Raw genomic sequence first — 20,533 nt, 5'->3', positions numbered from 1 at the left:
TCTATTTGTTTTTAATAATCCCATACCTGATCCGGAATGACATCCCCTATTCCGAATAAATTTCCCAATCCTTTCTGCAATGCTTCCCGAGCCTGCTGGTCACCGCTGAACAATACCGGCACAACCTCCAAACCGGTCGTGTCAATAAGCCCGAATTTCCCGCCGGATACAGAATTATCCCCGACATTTATTTTTCCTCCCAGATTGACCCAAACCATACCGTCCGTCCATTGAGAGCCGACATAATTGTATTTTACAGGAGCAATGACCCGGCCATGTATATCAATATACCCCCACAATCCTCCGTCTATGGTGCCTTGATTATTAACAGCCTGGCCTCCGATATTTACGGCCACCAATCCGTTATCCAATATATTACTGAGGACATCGTACTGAAAAGGCAGAACAGGCTGTCCCTGCCAATCCACGAATCCCCATTTCCCGTCTTTTTTAGCCAATATTCCTTCCTCCGTATGCTTCAGCTTCATATCGTCGTATATGACCGGGACAATTTCTTTTCCGTTCTTATCGATATAACCGAATTTCTGATTATTGGAAACAATCGCCCGGTCTCCGGACCATTCCCAATATTTATCGTAAGTTTTGGAAACCATTTTCCCCGTCTTTTTATCATACAAAGCAAATTTAGTTCCGTTCTTTTTCCACCTCACTTTCTCCAAAGATTCCCTATAAGCCTGACGTGCTGCAGCCACATCGTCATACTTTAAAAACGCAACCTCCTTGCCGGCGGCATTGACAAGTCCGAATTTCCCGCCGGTAACATTTCCTTCTGCATCAATCGACCCTCCCGCATTCACCCAAATCACATCGTCCTGACAATCTGAACCGACATAACTATATTTAGGTACACAAATAATACGACCTTTCTTATTTACAAATCCCCATTTGCCACCCCTGATACTTTTATCCGTACTCTCTCCCCCCACGTTTACACCTATCAACCCATTCGAATACGAATCCGTCACAAAATCATATTGGAAAGGAATAACCACTCCCCCTTTCCAGTCTATAAATCCCCATTTCCCATTTTGTTTAGCCAATAAACCGCTCTCCGTAAAATCCAGTATAAAATTTTCATAAACAACCGGTAACATCTCTTGCCCTTGTTTACCGATAATACCGAATTTCTGATCATTTCTCACCCAAGCCCGGTCGCCGAGCCAATCCCCAAACTGATCATACACGGCAGAACTCAAAGCATTACCATCGGCATCCGCCAAAAAATACTTTCCGTCTCTTTCCTGCCAAACCACATTTTCTTCCGGCTGCTGCCCATACACAGACAAACAACCGATCAGTAAAAAACAAAAAAGTAGTTGCTTGTAAATAAAATTCATACCACAAATTTTTAAATTAGCACTTTTTAAAACACCACCTGAAATAAAGAAGGCCTTAATTTTAGATTTACGATTTTAGATTTACGATTCACGATTTACGATTTTAGATTATACGCACATCCCTTTCTTGTAAAAAAGAAGAATTATAAATGATAAATCAAAAATAAAAGCACGATTAAAACCTTCATATAAATTGTAAATTTTAGATTGTAAATTTTAAATTATTGGGCAAACTGATTCGTTATCGAATTCTTTTAGTCCAAAATCGTCAATTTAAAATCTGCAATTAAAACGTTCAATTTTTCTGTCAAATATAAAAATTTAATCAGCGACCTGCTACTTTTTGTTCCTTTTTTTTAATATATGTAAAAATCAATACACCAAAAGCCAGAAAAGTAAAAGATCAGCAAATCACAGGCAGAATTTAAGATATAAAAAAACTGTCCGGAACTTCTTCCGGACAGCTTAACATTACTTTCACCAATCAATGATGAGAATTAAATCTTCTTTCTCCTCCGTTGTTTCTCTGGAAAGGTCTGTGATAATTTCTTTCTTCTCCTTCTTCTCTCGGCCGTGCTTTTTTCACAACAATTTTTCTGCCTTGGAATTCTGTTTCATTGAGAGCATTGATAGCATTCATTCCTTCTGTTTCGTCTTCCATTTCAACGAAACCAAAACATTTCGAATTACCGGTTTCACGATCAGTAATAACTTTTGCAGAAGTTACTGTCCCATGCTCTCCGAAAAGAGCAGCCAAGTCCTCCCCAGTGGTGGTAGAACTCATTTTTGCAACAAAAATATTCACAATAAAAAAATTAAATTAGTAAAACATGTAGAAAGATACGCAGGCCTGCTTTTTTTAGTTACAAAAAAAGAATCCGGAATTCCTCTACCGCAGCAAATATAAACTAAATTATTAATTATCAGAAATAAAAAAAACCAATATTTTTTTCAGAAAAATATTTTTCATTTTATTCTTCATTTTATTTGCATTTTCAGAAAAAGTATCTACATTTGCACACGCAAAAAGACGGTGTCATAGCTCAGTCGGTAGAGCAAAGGACTGAAAATCCTTGTGTCCCTGGTTCGATTCCAGGTGATACCACCCAAAAAAAGAGAGTTGCATTGCAACTCTCTTTTTTTAATTATTCTGATCTTTCCTGAATTCTATCGAATAAGTGAAACTATCTGCCCGGTAATATCCGATATTGAATTCGACAGGCATATCCTGTACGTCGTATACATATCTTTTTCTGACCAATATCGGTTCTCCTTCCTCGATATTCAATTTATCCGCATATTTGCCGGGGCAATGTCTGGCATTGATTTCTTCCCGGGAAATACCCACTTCTATATCGAATTCTTTAGATAACATGTCATACAAAGGCTGACTGAAATCCTCCTGCCCGGTAATACCGATCCGGGGATTGAAATACGAAATAAAATACACGAAAGGAAAATCCGTTTTTCCTCTCAGTTTCTCCATACATAACACCTTCGTACCGACCGGTACATTAAAAAAATTAGCCACATTATCGGAAACAGATTGCCAGCTTACATGCAATTCGAAATTTTTTATCTCTATCCCCAAAGCTTTCATCTCCCGTGTGAAACTCGTCCAGTTCCGGGCATTACTATATACGCCTTTAGGTGCAACGACTGTTCCGTAACCTTTTTTACGAATCAAGCGCTGCTCAAAAACCAAACGATTGATGGCCTGTCTTAATGTATTACGGGAAATATTCAATTGTTGAGCCAACTCCACCTCATTGGGCAATAATTTCCCATGCTGATATTCCTCCTGCGAAATAAGCGACCTCAACAGGTTTTCGGCCTGCACATGCAGGGGGATAGTGCTGTTATGATCCAATTTTAACGACATAATCTCTACATTTGTCCCAAACATCTCCTACAAAGATAAAAAAATTTAATCGTTTTAACTAAAAAATCATGAAAGTGCCTCAATTAGTACAAATAAAAGGCCGGCTTATCTGATACGTAGTCACAAACACATACAATTCCCAAAAGAATGTGGAAATCCGGCACAGCCTTATTTCCACATCTCGTCACATCACTATTATTGGGCATAATAAGGCGGTTCTTTCACCCCCCAGGTCTCAGCCGGTTGCCGGCCCATTTTCAATTTCAACACACCGCCTTTGTAAATATCCTCCCGGTATATCCAGCAATTATCCAAATCCTTCCCATTCAGAGAAGCAGATTGTACATAGTAAGCATCGGGGCCGTTTCCGGTCGTCTCGATCACAAATTTACGTCCGGAAGCATTTACCGGACTCAAACGAATCTCAATCCGGTCGAAAAGAGGACTTCCCAACTGGTAAGTGGGATGTACCGTTGCTCCGCCCTGTACATCGAACAGCCCCATAGCAGTCATGACATACCATGCTCCCAATTGTCCCTGATCTTCATCCTGCCCGTAACCATATCCATGTTCTCCGCTCACACCGTAAAACTCATCACAAATCAAACGGGTCCATTTTTGAGTCAGATAAGGCTTTCCAGAAAAATTAAACAACCAGGAAATATGCAGACTCGGCTGATTGCCGTGGTTATACGGACTTTGCAAACCGGAGAAAGCATTTACGACTTTACCCCCGCCAAAAATAGTCTGGCGGGCAACAGTAAATATGGAATCCAGCCGATTGTTGAATTCATCTTTTCCTACTTTCCGGATCAAGCTCTGGGGGTCCTGAGGAACAAAAAAGGTATACTGCATCGCATTCCCTTCCTGAAAACCCCTCCAGGATTCCAACGGATCGAATTTATCGATAAAGGCACCGCCGACTACCCGCGGCCGAATCATTTTACATTCCGGATCGAACAATTTCTCCCAGCCTTTCGACAATTCTTTCAAACGCAGGTAATCTTCCTGTTTTCCCAACGCTTTTGCCCATTGGGACACCGCATAAGCACTAAAACTGTATTCCAGGGTATGAGAAGCCGAAAAAGTAGAGCCTCCCGGGTGCGTACCGAAATGATAGCTGTTTTCATAAGGAACGTACCCGAGTTTCACAAACTGATTCACATCCATTTTACCCGCTCCCTCGATACGTCCTTCCGAACCCAACTCATTTTTTAAAGCAGCCTGATAAGCTTTTTCCACATCAAATCCCCGAAGCCCGCTTTGATAAGCTCCGGCAAATGCTATACTCATCATATTCGTTCCGACACCGGAAACATACTTACTACAGGCAATACCGTCTCCCAGCCATCCGGCATCCTCATACACCAACAACTGACTACTGATAAAATCATTGTAATATTCGGGAAATGCCAAAGCCCATAATGGGGTCAGGTTCCAGTAAGCTCCCCATACGGCATCCGTATTATAATGGTTGTGTTTGGGATTACCGTGCCGGTCTTTTTCAATTTGTCCTACCGTGCCGTCGTTTCTGGGGTATGCCCCGTTAATATCACTGACGATTCCCCGTCCCAACAAAACATGATAGAGTCCGGTATAAAATTTAATCTTGCTTTCATTCGTACCTCCGCTCACCGATATTCTGCCCAGATTTTCTTCCCATTTGGCCGTTACCTTCTTCAATGCCCGCTCAAAAGACAACCCGGCAGCTTCCGTTTCGAAATTCAATTTTGCATTCTCAACAGAAGTATAGGAGAGTCCGATTTTCACATCGATTACTTCCCCTGCCTTCGTCTTATAATTCAAGCTCATTCCGGCACCGGCACCTTCAATCTCCGCAGCCTGCCGTATTTCGCCGTCCCGGTAAAATACATCCACACTTTCCGGTGTCCGGCTCAACCGAGCATAAAAATACATATTCACAGTAGCTCCGGCCTGGTATTTTTTCACGTATTCCGGTTCCGTTATGACATATCCTTCGACCACATCCTTTCCATCCCACTTCACATAAGCATTCCGTACCGCACCGCTTTCCCCCAAACGGTTACCGACGTCGAAAACAATACGGGACATATCGGAAGCCGGGAAAGTATAACGTTGAAATCCGACCCGGGTCGTGGCCGTCAATTCGGCTTTCACATCATAATCTTTCAATACGACCGAATAATATCCCGGGCGGGCTTTTTCCGTTGCCTTGTCAAAACGGGAACGATACCCTTCCTCCGGATTTTCCAATTTTCCGGGATTCGTTTTTAACGCTCCGACCACCGGCATCAACACGACCCCTCCTACCTGAAACTCATGGAAACAGGGAAACCCATCGATGGAAGTATGTCCGTCTTCATAACCGACAGCCTCCCAGCCTTGTACATTCCCATAGCTCCCGTTTGTCGACGCTCCTAACTTGGCCATCCCGAAAGGTTCTGCCGCCGGAGTATAAAAAAACCACCGGCTATGCACCGATCCGATATTCGGATTCACATAATCTATCGGCTTCAAACTTTCCGCCCGGCTTTGCCCCAGCAGCCCAATACACAATACTACCCATATATATTTTCGTATCATCTTCTTTCTTTTTATCAGATTTACTCTATTTCACCCCGGATCATAGCAGCCCGGGTATATACCTCAATCATACAAGACTCATCCAATAACCATTTGGGTTTTGTCTTTTCGTCGTTTCTTCCGGTCCAGTCATTGTAAATCAAACCGGCCACATCCCGGGCATGTTCCCAGGCATAATCCGCACTGGCAATAATCGCATCTACATACTTAGTGTCCCCGTCGATCTCATACAAATCCTGATATCCCCGGAAAAGAACCGTCACAAACCAAGGGAGGTCGCTTATATAAACCACACCTTCCGGTGTTGTTTTAACATAATACCGATAACTTCCTTCTGCCATCTCCCGGGCCTCTTTCAAAAATTTCTCTTCCCCGGTAAACCGATACAAGCGCACGGCAGCCTGAATCATTGTTCCCGTATTATAGGTATAGGCATGTTGTTGTACCTCGCCTTTTTCCGTCAATAAAGAATTCCAGATAATATTCAACGAATCGTCCAATAAATGTTCCATCATCCAATTGTAATACCGAAGCCCTAAATCCAGGTATTGCTGCTCCTTTGTTTCCTCATATAATTTCAAAGCCAGGACAGTAGCTTTACCGTTCGAACAAGCCGGCTTCTGATCCTTATGCCCTTCCAGCCAGGAAACAGCGCCGCCGTAATTATCGTCCCACCCGCTCATAATGAAAGTCATCACTTCTTTTGCTTTAGCCAGATATACCGGATTTTTCGCCGACTTATAAGCATCAATATAATCGATCCCCACCAAACCGTTATCGTCATAATAACGGTCGACTTTTTCAAAGCATACCGGATAGGCCTGATATCCCGGAGGGGTACGCTGATCATCATAATACATCTCTACGGCCTTCACCATAGAGTCCTGATAAACGCTATAATTCCGGGGATCCAGCTCGGCCAACAGGTTTACGGACGAGAAAACACCACTCATCGGCCACAAAAAAGATACTTTCTGAGCTTTTCGGGCACTGTCCTGAAAATAGGTCAAATCCGGTTTATACGTATTCGGATAATATTCCGAAAACAACCCGTACTCCTTTACCCGATAATTATTCCATACCTTTTCAAACATCGTTTTGGCCTTATCCAGATAGGGAGTCGGTTTCTTCGCCACCTGACATCCTCCGGCCACAACACAAATCCATGCTATAATCAAAAAATTCCGCATTCTATTTTTTATTTTAAGATTTTAAGTCCATTGTTTATTAAACTCTGCCTAAAAATTGCAGATTTTAGATTTACGACTTTAAATTGAATCCGCAATCCTCCCCTTTGTGAAATCTGCGATTTCAGATTAACACGTTCGCATTATCCGCGGATTAGCGAACCTTCGGTTCTGCCAAGTGCGGCTTTGCTACTGTCGAGAGAGTTTAAGGCTGTCGAGAAAACCTAAAGTTCCTATCCGTTTTTCAATCTAAAATTTAAAATCTACGATATTTCAGTTTACTTCTTCTCCTGCATACAAAGCCAATGCACCGTACGATTCAATAACGGCGTCCTGCATCAGCAGCGAATAATACCGTTTCGCACTGGCACCCGTCCAATCTTCATAAAAGAATCCTTCGTCCGTCCGGGCATTGTCGTATCCGTTATTGATAAATTTCTGATAAGCCTTGATCCAGGCATCGGCACCCCGGTGCAAAGGTTGTAAATCAATATAAGCCCGTAACAACTTGGTATTAAACCAGGGATCGTTGTCGGGATAAGCCAATGTCACCCCATTCCGCGTCCGGACAAAAAAATCGTATCCACCCTGTGCGGAAGCGACCGCTTCCGTCAAATACCTTTGCTCACCGGTAATGCGATACAAGCAAATCCCATTCTGCACCATGACGCCGGTGTTGTATGTCCATTTGGTTTTATTGATCTCTCCTTTGGCATTTATATCATTCCAATAACATTTGTCCGAAGGATCTAATAAATTGGTCCGCAACCACTCGTACAAGCGCTTTGCAAAAGCCAATACTTCGGCTTTTTCAGAAGCCCCGCATACAGCATAATATTTCAACAAAAACTGCGTCGCATATCCGTTGGAACAACTCGGTTTATTGGAATTGGGTTCTCCTGTCATATTTTTCTGATCTTCATTCCACCATAAGGCTCCGCCCAATACATTGTCTTCTCCGCTCTGTAAGAATTTAACAATCCGACCAGCCCGCTGCAAATAATCGGCATTTCCTGTCACTTCATAAGCCTCTACCAAACTGATTCCGACAATCGAATTATCATCATAAAAACGGGTTCCGCCTCCGGTAGTCCCATCTGTCGAAGAGCCATATCCTCCGATATTGTTGCCATTAGCCCCATTTCTCCAATATTTTTCAAATCCGTTTACCATTTCCGGATAACCGACATCATATCCCAATTGAGTCAATAAAGCCGCTGACGATACCAGTCCGTCGTAAGGCCACAGAAAAGAGTATTCCGGATCGCCGGACTGGGAGGGAAAACTCTCTTTATACAAACCGGAATTACCGTGTTTGTAATACCTCTGTACCAAATCGAACATCTCTTTGGCCCGTTGATGATAAATAACGGTTTCCTCACCACCACCGGAAGGATCATCGGGATCATCATCGCCGGGAGACCATTTTTCCGAACCGTCACTACATGCCATAAACAGCAAACCCAACATCAAATAACATATTTTTTTCATACCTCGTTGTTTTTAAGTCCCCGGGAAATCAAAACACCATTTTCCCTTAGCGACTGTGAATGGATATTTTCGGATGAGAGTCAAAAGTCAAAAATCCAGGGACTTCTGACTTCCGACTTTCAGTTTCCATTGCCACATGTGTGGCAATCGTCATCTACAGAGGGAGGACATCGCTAAACTGATGCACCATCAACCCCTCTATATTCGTATTAATCGTAACAGTACATCTCTTTACATCAAGGCTACCGCTCATCTTCCACAAGTGATCCCACTGGCTCCAGCCGAACTCGCCCAGTTCATAGAACGACAACGGTTCGTTTCCTGTCGGACGTTCCGCAGATACATTATCCATACGTCCCCAGCCTACTTCTACACCATTTACCGTCGCAATAAAATAATACCGTTCCTCTGTCCAACCCAGCCAATCCGGAGGATTGGTATTCGGACGATCCGGCTGTACAAATTCGATGGCCACACCGGTAGCTTTGAATATACCGTTCCCCGCATAGGTCAGGTCTGCAATCGTATTGTAATTACATCCCCAGATCATCCGGATGGCCGAAACAGTCTCGATTGTCATCGCCTTCGTATTGAAATTCACAGTCAGGCGCACGGGAACATCCTGCTTCGTTACTTCTGTCGTCGCATTGCCTTCCGTCAAAACTCCGTCTCCATTGACGTAATATTTTACGTCATCCTCTGTCACTCCTCCGGCAAAATAAATATTCCCGTCGGCTTTCAAGGTCGTATATACAACATAGATACCGTCACTGGCGATACGGAAAGGTTGTCCGGCAGCTCCGTTTTCGGAAGCTGTACCGAAAAGGTATAGTTGTTCGGGCAGCTCAAGTCCTTCCGGACGGGTAAGCGTCACCTCTCCCGTCGCGGCTGCTTCCTTCACGACACCTCCGCGGGAAGCTTTCACCGTCCATTTCAACGTACCGGTCTGACCGGTTTTTATTCCGGACAAACGGGCCAGTTTATTCAACATGACATGAGTCATCGTCAATTGAGGTTCTGCCCCCAGATCACTGGGAGTTTTATAAATCGGAGCCGAAAAATCCCCATCTTCTTTATCGAACAACACCTCATACAATAAAATACCACCGTCTGCTGCACCTCCGCCTTTCCACGAAAATACAACATTCTGAGTCGAAGTTAAATCCAACTGCACCGGTACCGGACTGATCAATGTCTGGGGTACGGTAAATTCAGCCGAATAACTATATTCATCTTCACATCCCGTCAACAGGAAGGAAAATACCGTTAAAAACAAAGCTAAATGTCTCATTTTGTGTTTTTGTTTAATCATTAAGTCCATCGACTTATTTACATTTTCACAATCTTCCTGAATCAAAGACGACCGGAATATTGAAATGTATCATTCATTTATAAAGTACTACTTTTTAGCATCCACCGACACATTCTTACCAACTCGGATTCTGGGTCAGATTCTTATTCAAATCCCTTTCATTCTGGGGGATCGGCCACAAGTAATGCTTAGCCGGATTAAATACCCGGTTTTCGATCCTCACATAACCGTTATCGGCACCGACCACATCACCGGTTTTTAATCCGTGACACCAGCCGTTCAATACATTCTCTGCCGTTTTCCAACGGATGATATCCTTATGGCGCAATCCCTCCAATGCCAATTCACACCGACGTTCCCGCCGAACGATGTTTTTCAAGGCTTCCGCTCCGCCACCGGGGAAATCCAAAGCTGTAGCATCGACAAATCCGGCTCTTTCCCGAATCAAACGAATCGTTTTATTCCAGGCAGAGGCATCCAATTGTCCCAATTCGGCTAAGGCTTCCGCATGCATCAATAAAACATCTGCATACCGCAGAATAATCATATTCAGCCCCGACATATGGGTACTCCGATACGTCTTATCCCAATATTTTTTAATATAATATCCCGTCGGTGAACAGTCGGAAGAGTAACCGAAACCGTCCGGAACACTTTCTCTGTCACAATTTATCACATGTTCGGTACCGTCTGCCAAAGTATAGCTATTACCCGTATAAGCGATGGTTGCAGCCAAACGGGGATCACGGTTTACATAAGGCTGTGATTCACTGTATCCCGAACCGGTTTCATGAATACCTTTACCGTTGAGCATCACATAATCGTCCACCAGTTCCTGAAGCGGAGCCAATTGAGCATATCCCCCCAAAGAAGGCGGTAAAAATTCATACTGTTCGTTTTGTTCCCGGTCTAAAGCAATATATTGCAAGTCCAGAATCACTTCCTGATTATTTTCATTGGCAACTTCGAACAAACCACTGTAACTCGGGAATAAACTGAACGGTCCTTCCTGCATAATCCGGCCGGTTACCTCTTTTAATTCCCCCCAGCGTCCTTCAAACAAAAGAATACGGGCTTTCAGTCCCATAGCCGCCCAACGGGTAATACGTCCTTTATCCGTATCTCCATAGGCTGACGGCAAACATTCCGAATCGATCACCTGACTCAAATCCGTCAACAGTTTTTCAACAATTTCAGCTTTCGGTGTACGGGCAATACTTTGTGACTGGGCAATCGAAATATCATTGGTAAAATAAGGAACATCCCCGAATTTGGATAACAGCTCAAAATAATGAAAATCCCGGATCACACGGGCTTCTCCCCGGTAACGCTCCCTCAATTCGTCGGATAACCCCGGTACTTTATCTATATTTCCCAATAATTTATTACATACCCGTATTCCGGCATAGCGGCTATCCCATACCAATTTCACATAGTTATGCGCCGTTGAATAGCTCCCGTTACCGATTGCCTGGTTCAACGTATTATTCACTTTCGTATAGGCATTATCCGACATGGCATCGGCATACAACAACTCTTCCGCACTGATCATTGTCGGATAACAGGCGTTTACTCCATTTATCGCCGATTCCGGTTTGTCCCAGGCCGTAAGATCAGTTTCTCTGTCGTAAGGAGCCGTATCGAGGTCGATGCAAGACACCGCAGCGACAGACATTATAGCCAAGAGACCTGTTTTTATGATATTTTTTTTCATTTTCAATCCCTTTTAAAATTTAACATTCAAACCGCAGGAGATAACTCTGGATACCGGATAAATACGTCCGCCACCGTCCGTTGTCTCGGGGTCCCAACCGCCTTTGATATGACTGTGGGTAAACAGATTCTGTCCGCTGACATACACTTTCAAATCCTTAATACAGGCCTTACGCAACCATTTGGCGGGGAAAGTATACCCCAATTGCAGGTTTTTCAAACGCAAATACGAACCGTCCTGAATCCAGAAATCCGATTTTGCAGCATTATTAGCCGATTCGGAACCGACAGTAAGGCGAGGATAGGTAGCATTCGGATTCGAAGGAGTCCAACGATCCTGGTGGAAATCCAGTACCGGTCCCTCGTTGTTGTTGTGGAACGCCTCTACAGCCTCCCCGCGCAACCATACACTCCGTTTGCCGACGCCTTGCCAGAACATCGAAAAGTCAAAACCTTTCCAAGAGAAACCGTAGCTGAACCCATAAGTATAGTGGGGATAGTTATTGCCGAGAATAAAACGGTCGTCGTCTTCTTTGATCACACCGTCCCTTTTTCCTCCGGGACCGGATTTATCGATATAACGGATATCTCCGGGTTTCGGCGTAATACCGTCCAGATGGGGACCTTTCGCTACCTCTGCCTCATTCTGGAAAAAGCCGTTCCAACGATATGCATAATAAGAATTGATCGGATAACCTTCTTTAATAATGGTATTGACATCATAGCCATTGATCCATTCCACCCCTTTCGTATCTACAACCTCATTGTAGCTATCGGAAATATTACCGGAAATCGTATGCTCTATACCACCGGTCTTAAACCGATAGCTTGCAGCAATCTCCCAACCGTAGTTTTTCACTTTACCGGCATTTTGTATCGGCGCACCGCCACCGTATATTCCCGGCACCGGCAATGCGATCAAAATGTCACGCGTCATATTATGGAAAAAGTCAGCAGATATATTCAGTGCATTGTCCAGGAATCCCAAATCCACACCGGCATTAGCCATACGGGTCGTCTCCCATTTCATATCCGCATTGGCAGAACCGTATCCGGCCGTATTGACAACATTATTTCCGAAATTATATCCGGGAGCAACACTGATCGTCGACAAATACTGGTAATTATCAATACGGTTATTTCCGACTAATCCCCAGGAACCGCGTAATTTCAGGGAAGGGATATAATCCCGGATACCTTCAAAGAACTTTTCTTCCGAAATTCTCCATCCCAAAGAGAAAGAGGGGAAAAGGGCCGAACGGTTCCCTTTGGCAAACTTCGAAGACATATCGTCTCTTAAATTGGCTTCAAACAAATAGCGTCCTTCGTAATTGTAATTCAAACGGGCAAAAACAGAATAAATCGCCCAGTCACTGGCCCATCCTTCATTACCGGTACCGGTCGTCTGAGCTCCGGCCATAATATCGTAATTCGGAGCATCGCTCAAACGATAGGTCTGAAAACTGTTGTCACGACTTCCTTCATAAGAATATCCGACCATAGCACCTACGGTATGTTTACCGAAAGTCTTATCGTACGTCAGCATCAGATTGGTCGTAATATTCTGCGTACGTCCGAAATTTTCCGTCATCCGGTTTTCCGTATCTCCGGACCCCGGGATATCGATTGCCTTCCGGTTTTCATGCATCCGGTTATTATACAACTGACCTCCGACCATACCTTTCAACTTCAACCCGTCCCATATATGCAATTCAGCTGATAAAGTGGCAGAAAGGTCGTCGTTCATACTCTTCCGGTATCCACCCCGTTCCAAACGGGCCAAAGCATTGGAATTACTTCCGCTCGGGAACGTATAGTTACCGTCTTTATCCTTGATCTCGTAAATAGAAGGCATACGGTTGGCCTGTTCGATCAACCATTCCGTCCAATAAGCATGATCCTTGATTTCATTGCGGGCATAAGCAATCGTCGCATCAATTGTCAGATTTTCATACATTTTATGATGCAAATTCAAACGGGCATTGTAACGTTTCAAACCGTAATTCGGCCCTTTAAACATACTGCCCTGATCCATATAACCCATGGATAACAAGTAAGTCGTCCTGTCATTACCCCCGGTCAAAGACAAGCTGTGAGATTGCTGAGGAGTTGCTTTCTTATATAACTCCTCGATCCATTTCACATTCGGTCCTCCATGCCGGTAATAGTTGATCTGTTCCGGGGTAAAAGCGGTCGGCCGTCCAGAATTCACCAATGCCTCATTCCTCAATTCAGCATAAACCCAGGAATCCACAATCTTCGGCAAGCAAGTCGGGTCCTGCCATCCGTACATAAATTGATAATTGATCTCCGTTTTATTCGCACTTCCCTTCTTTGTGGTAATCAAGATCACTCCGTTAGAAGCCCGTGAACCGTAAATAGCCGTAGAAGATGCATCTTTCAATACGGACATACTTTCAATATCAGAAGGATTTACATTCTGAATATCCCCTATAATCCCGTCGATGATCACCATCGGATCGTTATTATTCAAGGTATTCAATCCCCGGATATTAATACTCGGACGCATACCCGGTTGCGAATTGGATTGTTGGATAACCAATCCGGGCGTAGTTCCCTGCAAAGCCTCGACAACGTTTGCAACCGGCTTGCCGGCAAGTTCTTTAGAAGAAATTGAAGCCACAGCTCCGGTCAAATTCACTTTCTTTTGCGTCCCGTAACCGATAACCACCACATCTTCCAGACTAATCGTCTCCGGTTGCATAACAATATCCAAAGCCGTCCTGCCCTTTACCGCTATCTCCTGCTGCTGAAAACCGATACAAGTAATCACCAGTACAGCATCAGGTGCTGCATCCAAAGTGAATTCCCCGTTAATATCGGCAGCCGTCCCGACTCCGGAACCTTTTATTAATACTGTCGCACCTATCAATGCTTCCCTGTCGGCAGCAGATGTGATTTTTCCTTTGATCGCAATCGTTCCCTGTTGAGCAAACAACGAACCGGCCACAAGCATGTTCAAACAAACAAGCCAGACCATTGCAAACAATCGTTTTGCCACTCGTGATCCCTCCGAGGGCATAATCATGTACTTCTGTACATTCGAATCAGATGATTGTTTCATAATTGATTGAGTTTTGCAAAAATTTTTAACACACAAAATACTAATTGTCAATAAATTATTACCGTCTTAATTAATATATTCCAATTTTTCGTTCTTTAAATAATTTTCTTTTCTGATTTGGATTTTCCGTTTTTTTCCTGGTTTTAAAACGTATGCACTTTTCAGCACGCATAAAAAGGCAAACTTTTTTTTATTTTCTTTTTCTATTGTTTGGTATTAATTTTATTTTCTATATTTGCACATGTCTAATATGTTCAAACATGATGCAAATGTAAGTATATTTTTGAAAAAAAAAATTTTTAAGCATATTTTTTATGCGAAGAATATAAAAAAACAAAATCAGAAGACATGACCCAATACACTGTAGGTATTGATATCGGTGGTAGTCACATAGGTTCGTGCGTGGTAGACCTCTCCTCCGGTTCTATTTTAGACAATACCATAATTAAAAAGGAAGCCGATAATACAGCTTATCCATCTGTCTTGTTAAATGTATGGACAAAATGTATCCAAGCCAGTATTTCAGCTTCCGGCGTGAATCCGCAAGGCCTGGGTTTTGCATTTCCGGGCCCTTTCGATTACAGGAACGGCATTTGTAAGATCGAAGGAGTAGATAAATTCGAACATTTGTTCGGCCTGGACGTAACCCATTCCCTGTTATCGGCATTGCAATCCGCAACAGGCCTGGAAGTTCGGTACATTAACGATGCAGGGGCATTTGCTTTGGGGGAAGCCATCGGCGGTTGTGCCCGGGACGCCAACCGGATCATTGCTCTTACACTGGGAACCGGTATCGGCTCCGGTTTTATCGCCGGCAAGCAATTGATCGAAACCGGTCCTTCCGTACCTGCAAACGGCTGGGTGTACAATCTGCCTTTTGATGGCGGTATTGCCGACAATGCCTTTTCAACCCGTTGGTTCTGCCATCGCTTCTTCGAATTAAGCGGAAAAACGGTCGCTGGAGCCAAAGAAATTGCAGACCAGGTGCCCGCTAATCCGGTTGCAGGACAAATATTCAAAGAATACGGACAACGGCTGGCAGACTTTATTCTGCCGCTAGTCCGTCAATTCCAGGCTGATATTGTTGTTCTGGGAGGCAATATTTCCAGGGCCTATTCCCTATTCGGCCCCAGTTTGGAAAGCCGTCTCAGCCAACAAGGTGAAAACATCGCCATCCGCCTGTCTTCATTACGGGATAACGCCGCAATGCTGGGGGCAGCCTCCTTATTTATTCATCACAAGCATTAAACGATTCGATATGGAAAAATTCAGAAAAACGTCACAATACTTATTACCTTTGGAAAAACCGGACAATACGCCGGGACAATACGATGTGTACCCAACTTTTAACCTGGGTAACGGAAAAATCAAAGCCGGTTTTCACTCTTTAGCCGATGAAATCGCCAGGGAAAAAACGGTCGTTATCGACGGCTATATCGGGGTACTTTTTGATTTGTTCAAACAAGAACTGAACCTTTGCTTACAAGCCAAAGGTATCCAAGCCGTTTGGTGGGACATCCGTGCCGCCCTGAAATCAGAAGAAGAAATCAATACGTTAGCAGCACCCTTCCTCGGCGGCGACGATCCTATTTTCGGGAAAAGAGCCGATTTTAATTTATCGGACTACTTCGACGCCGGGCAACTGAAAAAGATACAACCGGATCCTCAGGCTCCGATGAACATTCTCGTCGGATGCGGAGCTTCGCTGGCAGGCTGGAAAGGCAAGCTTATATATATCGACCTCCCCAAAAACGAAATACAATTCAGAGCCCGTGCCGGTGTTATCCACAACCTCGGGACCTCTCAAACCGCAGCCCCGAAAGTGATGTACAAACGTTTCTATTTTGTAGACTGGGTACTTCTCAACCGGCATAAAAAAGCGATACTTCCCAGTATTGACATCATGGTGGACGGACAACGACCGCAAGATATCAGTTGGATGAAAGGCGAGGAGTTACGTCAGGGGCTTAAAACATTAGCAACAAACGGATTCCGGGTACGTCCCTGGTTTGAACCGGGTGCCTGGGGAGGTCAATGGATCAAAGAACACATCGAAGGACTTCCCAAAGATGTTCCCAACTATGCCTGGTCATTCGAACTGATCGTACCGGAAAACGGTATTTTATTCGAAAGCGACAAAAATATGCTGGAAGTTTCTTTCGACAGCCTGATGTACGAAGCCGGAACAGCCGTTGTCGGCGAAGCCTGTTACAATGAATACGGGGATGAATTTCCCATCCGCATGGATTATCTGGACAATTTCGACGGAGGCAACCTGTCTATCCAATGCCACCCCAGAAGAGAATATGCCCGCCGGAATTTCGGTGAAGTACTTACACAGGAAGAAACGTATTATGTGCTGGACTGCAAAGACGACGCCGTCGTTTACCTGGGCTTCCAGGAAAGTATCCAACCCGCCGAATTCGAAGCGGCTTTAACCGAAAGCTTCCAAAAAAATACGCCCCTGGATGTGAACCGGTACATACTGTCCCACCCTGCCCATAAACACGGCCTGTACCTCATTCCTCCCGGTACGTTACACAGTTCGGGACGCAATAACCTGGTTCTGGAAATCAGCACAACGCCATACATTTTTACATTCAAAATGTACGACTGGCTGGCTCTGGACTTAGACGGGACCCCCAGACCCCTGAATATCAAACGGGCAATGGAAAACCTTTATTTCGACCGGAAAGGGGAAAAGGTAAAACAAGAGCTGATCTCTCACCCGGCCCTTCTGGAAAAAGGGGAAGACTGGGAGCTCTGGCACTTACCTACCCATCGGGACCATTCCTACGATGTACACCGCTACACATTCCATACGGATGTAGAGGTAAAAACCGAAGGAAAATGCCATGTACTGAACCTGGTTGAAGGTGAAAAAATCCTGATCGAAACGGCCGGAGGTGTGCGTCAGCAACTTCATTATGCAGAAACCTATGTCATTTCGGCTGCTGCAGGAAGTTACCGTCTCATCAATCAGTCGGGACGGGAAGTACAGGTTGTCAAAGCGTTTATGAAATAATAAAACCCCAAGTCCGAAAATGCCACAAACATTTTCGGACCTTTTCAACTTCGATTATTCATTCCGGCCAAACAGCCCGATAAATCATAAATTAAAAATCTACACATGAACCGTCATCAAATACAACTGCTGCTTCCCATATTGTTCGGTTTTTTCATTATGGGATTTTGTGACGTAGTCGGAATCTCTTCCAGCTATGTCAAGCAAGACTTCGGATTAACAGAAACCGAAGCCAACTTCCTGCCTTCTATGGTTTTTATCTGGTTTTTCGCATTCTCCGTACCGACAGGTTTATTGATGAATAAAATCGGCAGAAAAAATACCGTGTTGGTCAGTATGTTATTCACATTCCTGGCCATGCTGCTACCGCTTATTCAATACAATTACACCATCTGCCTGACGGCTTTCGCTTTACTCGGAATCGGAAACACCATCTTACAGGTATCCCTGAATCCGCTTTTATCGAATGTCGTCAGTGAAGAAAAGCTAACCAGCAGCCTGACGGCCGGACAATTCGTAAAGGCCATCTCCTCTTTTTGCGGCCCTATTATAGCGGCCTGCGCTACAGCCTGGTTCGGCAATTGGCAATATATGTTCCCCTTATTCGCTGCCATTACCCTGATTTCTACGGTTTGGCTCCTGTTGACAGCCGTTCCTCGCGAACAAGCCGGACAAAATGTCTCGTCCTTTAAAGACTGTTTCGGATTACTCGGTAACAAGACCGTTCTCTGGCTTTTCCTGGGTATCGTATTCGTTGTCGGAGTCGACGTAGGCATGAATACCGTAACCCCTAAAATCCTCATGGAAAGATGTGGCATGGCACTTAGTGAAGCAGGCTACGGCACCAGTCTCTATTTCGCATTCCGGACAGCCGGAGCTTTTATCGGAGCCATTATACTGGCCCGTTACGCATCCGGAAAATTCTTTCTCTACAGTATCTTTACCGCCCTGGCAGCTTTGATCGTACTATTATTTGCACAAGAAAAATGGCTTATTTGGGGGGGAGTCAGTGTTATCGGTTTTGCTTGCGCCAATGTATTTTCAATCCTGTTCTCTTTCGCACTACAAACCGTACCGGAAAAAGCCAACGGTGTTTCCGGATTAATGATTATGGGAGTTGCCGGAGGCGCCATTATCCCTGTTTTTATGGGACTGGCAACCGAAGCCGTCGGTTCACAAACCGGAGCCACCCTGATCATCGGATTGTGTATGGTCTATTTATTATTTTGTGCCCTTGCATTCCGGAAAAAACATTAAAAAACAGCCCTGACAACTTTAACGGCTTTTTGATTTTGTCTTTTTTATTTTCCATATTTTCCTCCTAATTTTGTCAGAAGGGGGAAAATATGGAATACCGTAAAATTATACATATCGATATGGATGCTTTCTATGCTTCCATCGAACAACGGGACAATCCGGAACTCCGGGGAAAGCCGGTTGCTGTCGGTAATCCGTCTAAAAGAGGCATTGTCGCCACGGCCAGCTACGAAGCCCGGAAATTCGGCATCCACTCCGCCATGTCATCCCAAAAAGCGATGCAATTGTGTCCCCAACTGATCTTTATTCCTTCCCGCATGGAAGTATACAAATCCGTTTCCCGGGAAATCCGGGAAATATTCCACCGGTACACCGACCTTATCGAACCCTTGTCCCTGGACGAAGCTTTCCTGGACGTCACTGAAAACAAAATGGGGATGGAGTTGGCGACGGATATTGCCAAAGCCATAAAGAAAAACATCCGCGAAGAATTGGGACTCATTGCTTCTGCCGGGGTTTCCTACAACAAATTTCTGGCCAAAATCGCTTCCGACTATCGTAAACCCGACGGTCTTTACGTCATTCACCCCGACAAAGCCCCTGAATTTATTGCCGGACTTCCGATAGAAGCTTTCTGGGGCATCGGCAAAGTAACCGCCCATAAAATGCACAGCCTCGGCATTCATACCGGAGAAGACCTCCGTAAATGCTCCGAAGAATTCCTGCACCGGAATTTCGGGAAAAACGGGATTGTATACCACGACTTTGCCCATGGCAACGATCCCCGGGATGTCGAAGCCGTCCGGGTCCGGAAATCCGTCGGATGCGAAACGACCTTCGACAAGGATATCGAGACTCCGATGGCGCTTATCATCGAACTATACCACATTACAACGGAACTGACGGGACGTCTGCAAAAAGCTGATTTCAAAGGCCGTACCCTTACTTTAAAAATAAAGTTTGCCGACTTCACCATTAGAAATCACAGTCTTACCGTCGAATACAACCTGACGACATTGCCCCGGATTCTTCCCTTAGCCAAGCAACTGCTCCGGGAAACCGACCTTCAGGGAAAAAGTGTAAGGCTGATGGGACTCAGTGTATCGACACCTTCAAGTCCTCCGCCGGACAAAAAACCGACACAGTTGAGCTTTGATTTTTAAAAGTTTATTCCGGCATAAAAAAACTGTGCCGGATTTGAGTTCCGGCACAGTTTCACGCACTAAAAATCAGTTTTTCTCTTATTCTTTCTTCTTAAAATACTTCAGTTCTGTCAGAAAAGCCACCAACAAACCGATTCCGCCAAATACAAACAGACAAGCTCCGTAAATAATACTGATGACGTCTCCGGCCCTGTAATTCGTATCCCCCATTACATATCCGGGAATGCAATTCGAACAGATGACAAACCCGATCAAGAAGCCCAATCCGATACCGATCATCAAACAGGCTATCTTTAACGCGCTGAATGAAAAACGTCTCCCGCCAAACATGCCGAAATTCAACTTACCTTCTATCATCGAGGGCTCAAACTTATCGCCCAATTTCTCAATAATAGCCATGCGCTCTCTCCTTCTTACAAATAATTCAAACAATCCGTAAATACTTGCAAAAACGATAAATGTAATCAAAGGTGCAGTTATAAAGTCCATAATCTT

At 44.4% G+C, this 20,533-nt stretch carries 14 protein-coding genes and 1 tRNA gene; 5 read left to right on the top strand and 10 right to left on the bottom strand.

The genetic code is table 11. The annotated features are described in order from the left end of the window. Nucleotides 1–11 precede the first annotated feature (11 nt). Together BN8908_RS17085 and BN8908_RS17080 are read right to left on the bottom strand one after the other, a co-directional pair. Nucleotides 12–1,358, bottom strand: coding sequence for a WG repeat-containing protein (locus BN8908_RS17085; protein ID WP_021986806.1), 1,347 nt, complete (start codon nucleotides 1,356–1,358; stop codon nucleotides 12–14). 484 nt (nucleotides 1,359–1,842) lie between these two features. After that, a complete protein-coding gene (locus BN8908_RS17080; protein ID WP_068691826.1) occupies nucleotides 1,843–2,163 on the bottom strand; it encodes an RNA recognition motif domain-containing protein in 321 nt (106 codons plus the stop codon). Nucleotides 2,164–2,390: 227 nt separating this feature from the next. On the opposite strand from BN8908_RS17080, the gene BN8908_RS17075 reads away from it, so the two are divergent. Then, a tRNA-Phe gene (locus tag BN8908_RS17075) sits at nucleotides 2,391–2,463 on the top strand. Between the two features lie 36 nt (nucleotides 2,464–2,499). On the opposite strand, the gene BN8908_RS17070 is transcribed toward BN8908_RS17075, so the two are convergent. From BN8908_RS17070 to BN8908_RS17040, 7 genes are all read right to left on the bottom strand, one after another. Next, entirely contained in the window at nucleotides 2,500–3,240 is a 741-nt protein-coding gene (locus tag BN8908_RS17070; protein WP_068692419.1) for a GntR family transcriptional regulator, read from the bottom strand. 195 nt (nucleotides 3,241–3,435) lie between these two features. Beyond that, nucleotides 3,436–5,805 carry a GH92 family glycosyl hydrolase gene (locus BN8908_RS17065; protein WP_148453401.1) on the bottom strand — a complete coding sequence of 790 codons (2,370 nt, stop codon included), beginning with the start codon at nucleotides 5,803–5,805 and terminating at the stop codon, nucleotides 3,436–3,438. A 20-nt stretch (nucleotides 5,806–5,825) separates the two neighbouring features. Further along, the gene (locus BN8908_RS17060; RefSeq protein WP_068691824.1) at nucleotides 5,826–7,007 is read right to left on the bottom strand and encodes a glycoside hydrolase family 76 protein; all 1,182 of its coding nucleotides are present in this window, start codon (nucleotides 7,005–7,007) and stop codon (nucleotides 5,826–5,828) included. Nucleotides 7,008–7,265: 258 nt separating this feature from the next. Then, nucleotides 7,266–8,483, bottom strand: coding sequence for a glycoside hydrolase family 76 protein (locus BN8908_RS17055; RefSeq protein ID WP_021986811.1), 1,218 nt, complete (start codon nucleotides 8,481–8,483; stop codon nucleotides 7,266–7,268). 154 nt (nucleotides 8,484–8,637) lie between these two features. Further along, entirely contained in the window at nucleotides 8,638–9,774 is a 1,137-nt protein-coding gene (locus tag BN8908_RS17050) for a SusE domain-containing protein (RefSeq protein ID WP_148453398.1), read from the bottom strand. 136 nt (nucleotides 9,775–9,910) lie between these two features. Beyond that, nucleotides 9,911–11,509 (bottom strand): RagB/SusD family nutrient uptake outer membrane protein, encoded by a 1,599-nt coding sequence (locus BN8908_RS17045; RefSeq protein WP_068691819.1) that lies wholly within the window; start codon nucleotides 11,507–11,509, stop codon nucleotides 9,911–9,913. A gap of 12 nt (nucleotides 11,510–11,521) precedes the next feature. Further along, the gene (locus BN8908_RS17040) at nucleotides 11,522–14,593 is read right to left on the bottom strand and encodes a SusC/RagA family TonB-linked outer membrane protein (protein WP_068691817.1); all 3,072 of its coding nucleotides are present in this window, start codon (nucleotides 14,591–14,593) and stop codon (nucleotides 11,522–11,524) included. A 348-nt stretch (nucleotides 14,594–14,941) separates the two neighbouring features. Here BN8908_RS17040 and BN8908_RS18365 point away from each other — a divergent pair, with 348 nt between their 5' ends. From BN8908_RS18365 to dinB, 4 genes are all read left to right on the top strand, one after another. Beyond that, nucleotides 14,942–15,841 carry an ROK family protein gene (locus BN8908_RS18365; protein WP_021986815.1) on the top strand — a complete coding sequence of 300 codons (900 nt, stop codon included), beginning with the start codon at nucleotides 14,942–14,944 and terminating at the stop codon, nucleotides 15,839–15,841. 10 nt (nucleotides 15,842–15,851) lie between these two features. After that, nucleotides 15,852–17,618: a class I mannose-6-phosphate isomerase gene (locus tag BN8908_RS17030; protein ID WP_068691815.1), complete on the top strand. Its 1,767-nt coding sequence runs from the start codon at nucleotides 15,852–15,854 to the stop codon at nucleotides 17,616–17,618. A 105-nt stretch (nucleotides 17,619–17,723) separates the two neighbouring features. After that, on the top strand, nucleotides 17,724–18,875 hold the full coding sequence (locus BN8908_RS17025; RefSeq protein ID WP_021986817.1) for an MFS transporter: 1,152 nt from the start codon (nucleotides 17,724–17,726) through the stop codon (nucleotides 18,873–18,875). A gap of 89 nt (nucleotides 18,876–18,964) precedes the next feature. Further along, on the top strand, nucleotides 18,965–20,038 hold the full coding sequence (gene dinB / locus BN8908_RS17020) for a DNA polymerase IV (RefSeq protein WP_021986818.1): 1,074 nt from the start codon (nucleotides 18,965–18,967) through the stop codon (nucleotides 20,036–20,038). Nucleotides 20,039–20,116: 78 nt separating this feature from the next. Here the strand turns inward: dinB and BN8908_RS17015 are convergent, their stop codons facing one another. After that, complete coding sequence (locus tag BN8908_RS17015) at nucleotides 20,117–20,530, bottom strand: DUF6249 domain-containing protein (RefSeq protein WP_068691813.1); 414 nt, start codon at nucleotides 20,528–20,530, stop codon at nucleotides 20,117–20,119. Nucleotides 20,531–20,533 lie beyond the last annotated feature (3 nt).

Origin of the sequence: Culturomica massiliensis (assembly GCF_900091655.1) — a bacterium.
GTDB classification, from domain to species: domain Bacteria; phylum Bacteroidota; class Bacteroidia; order Bacteroidales; family Marinifilaceae; genus Culturomica; species Culturomica massiliensis.
This window is presented reverse-complemented; position numbering and strand designations above follow the sequence as displayed.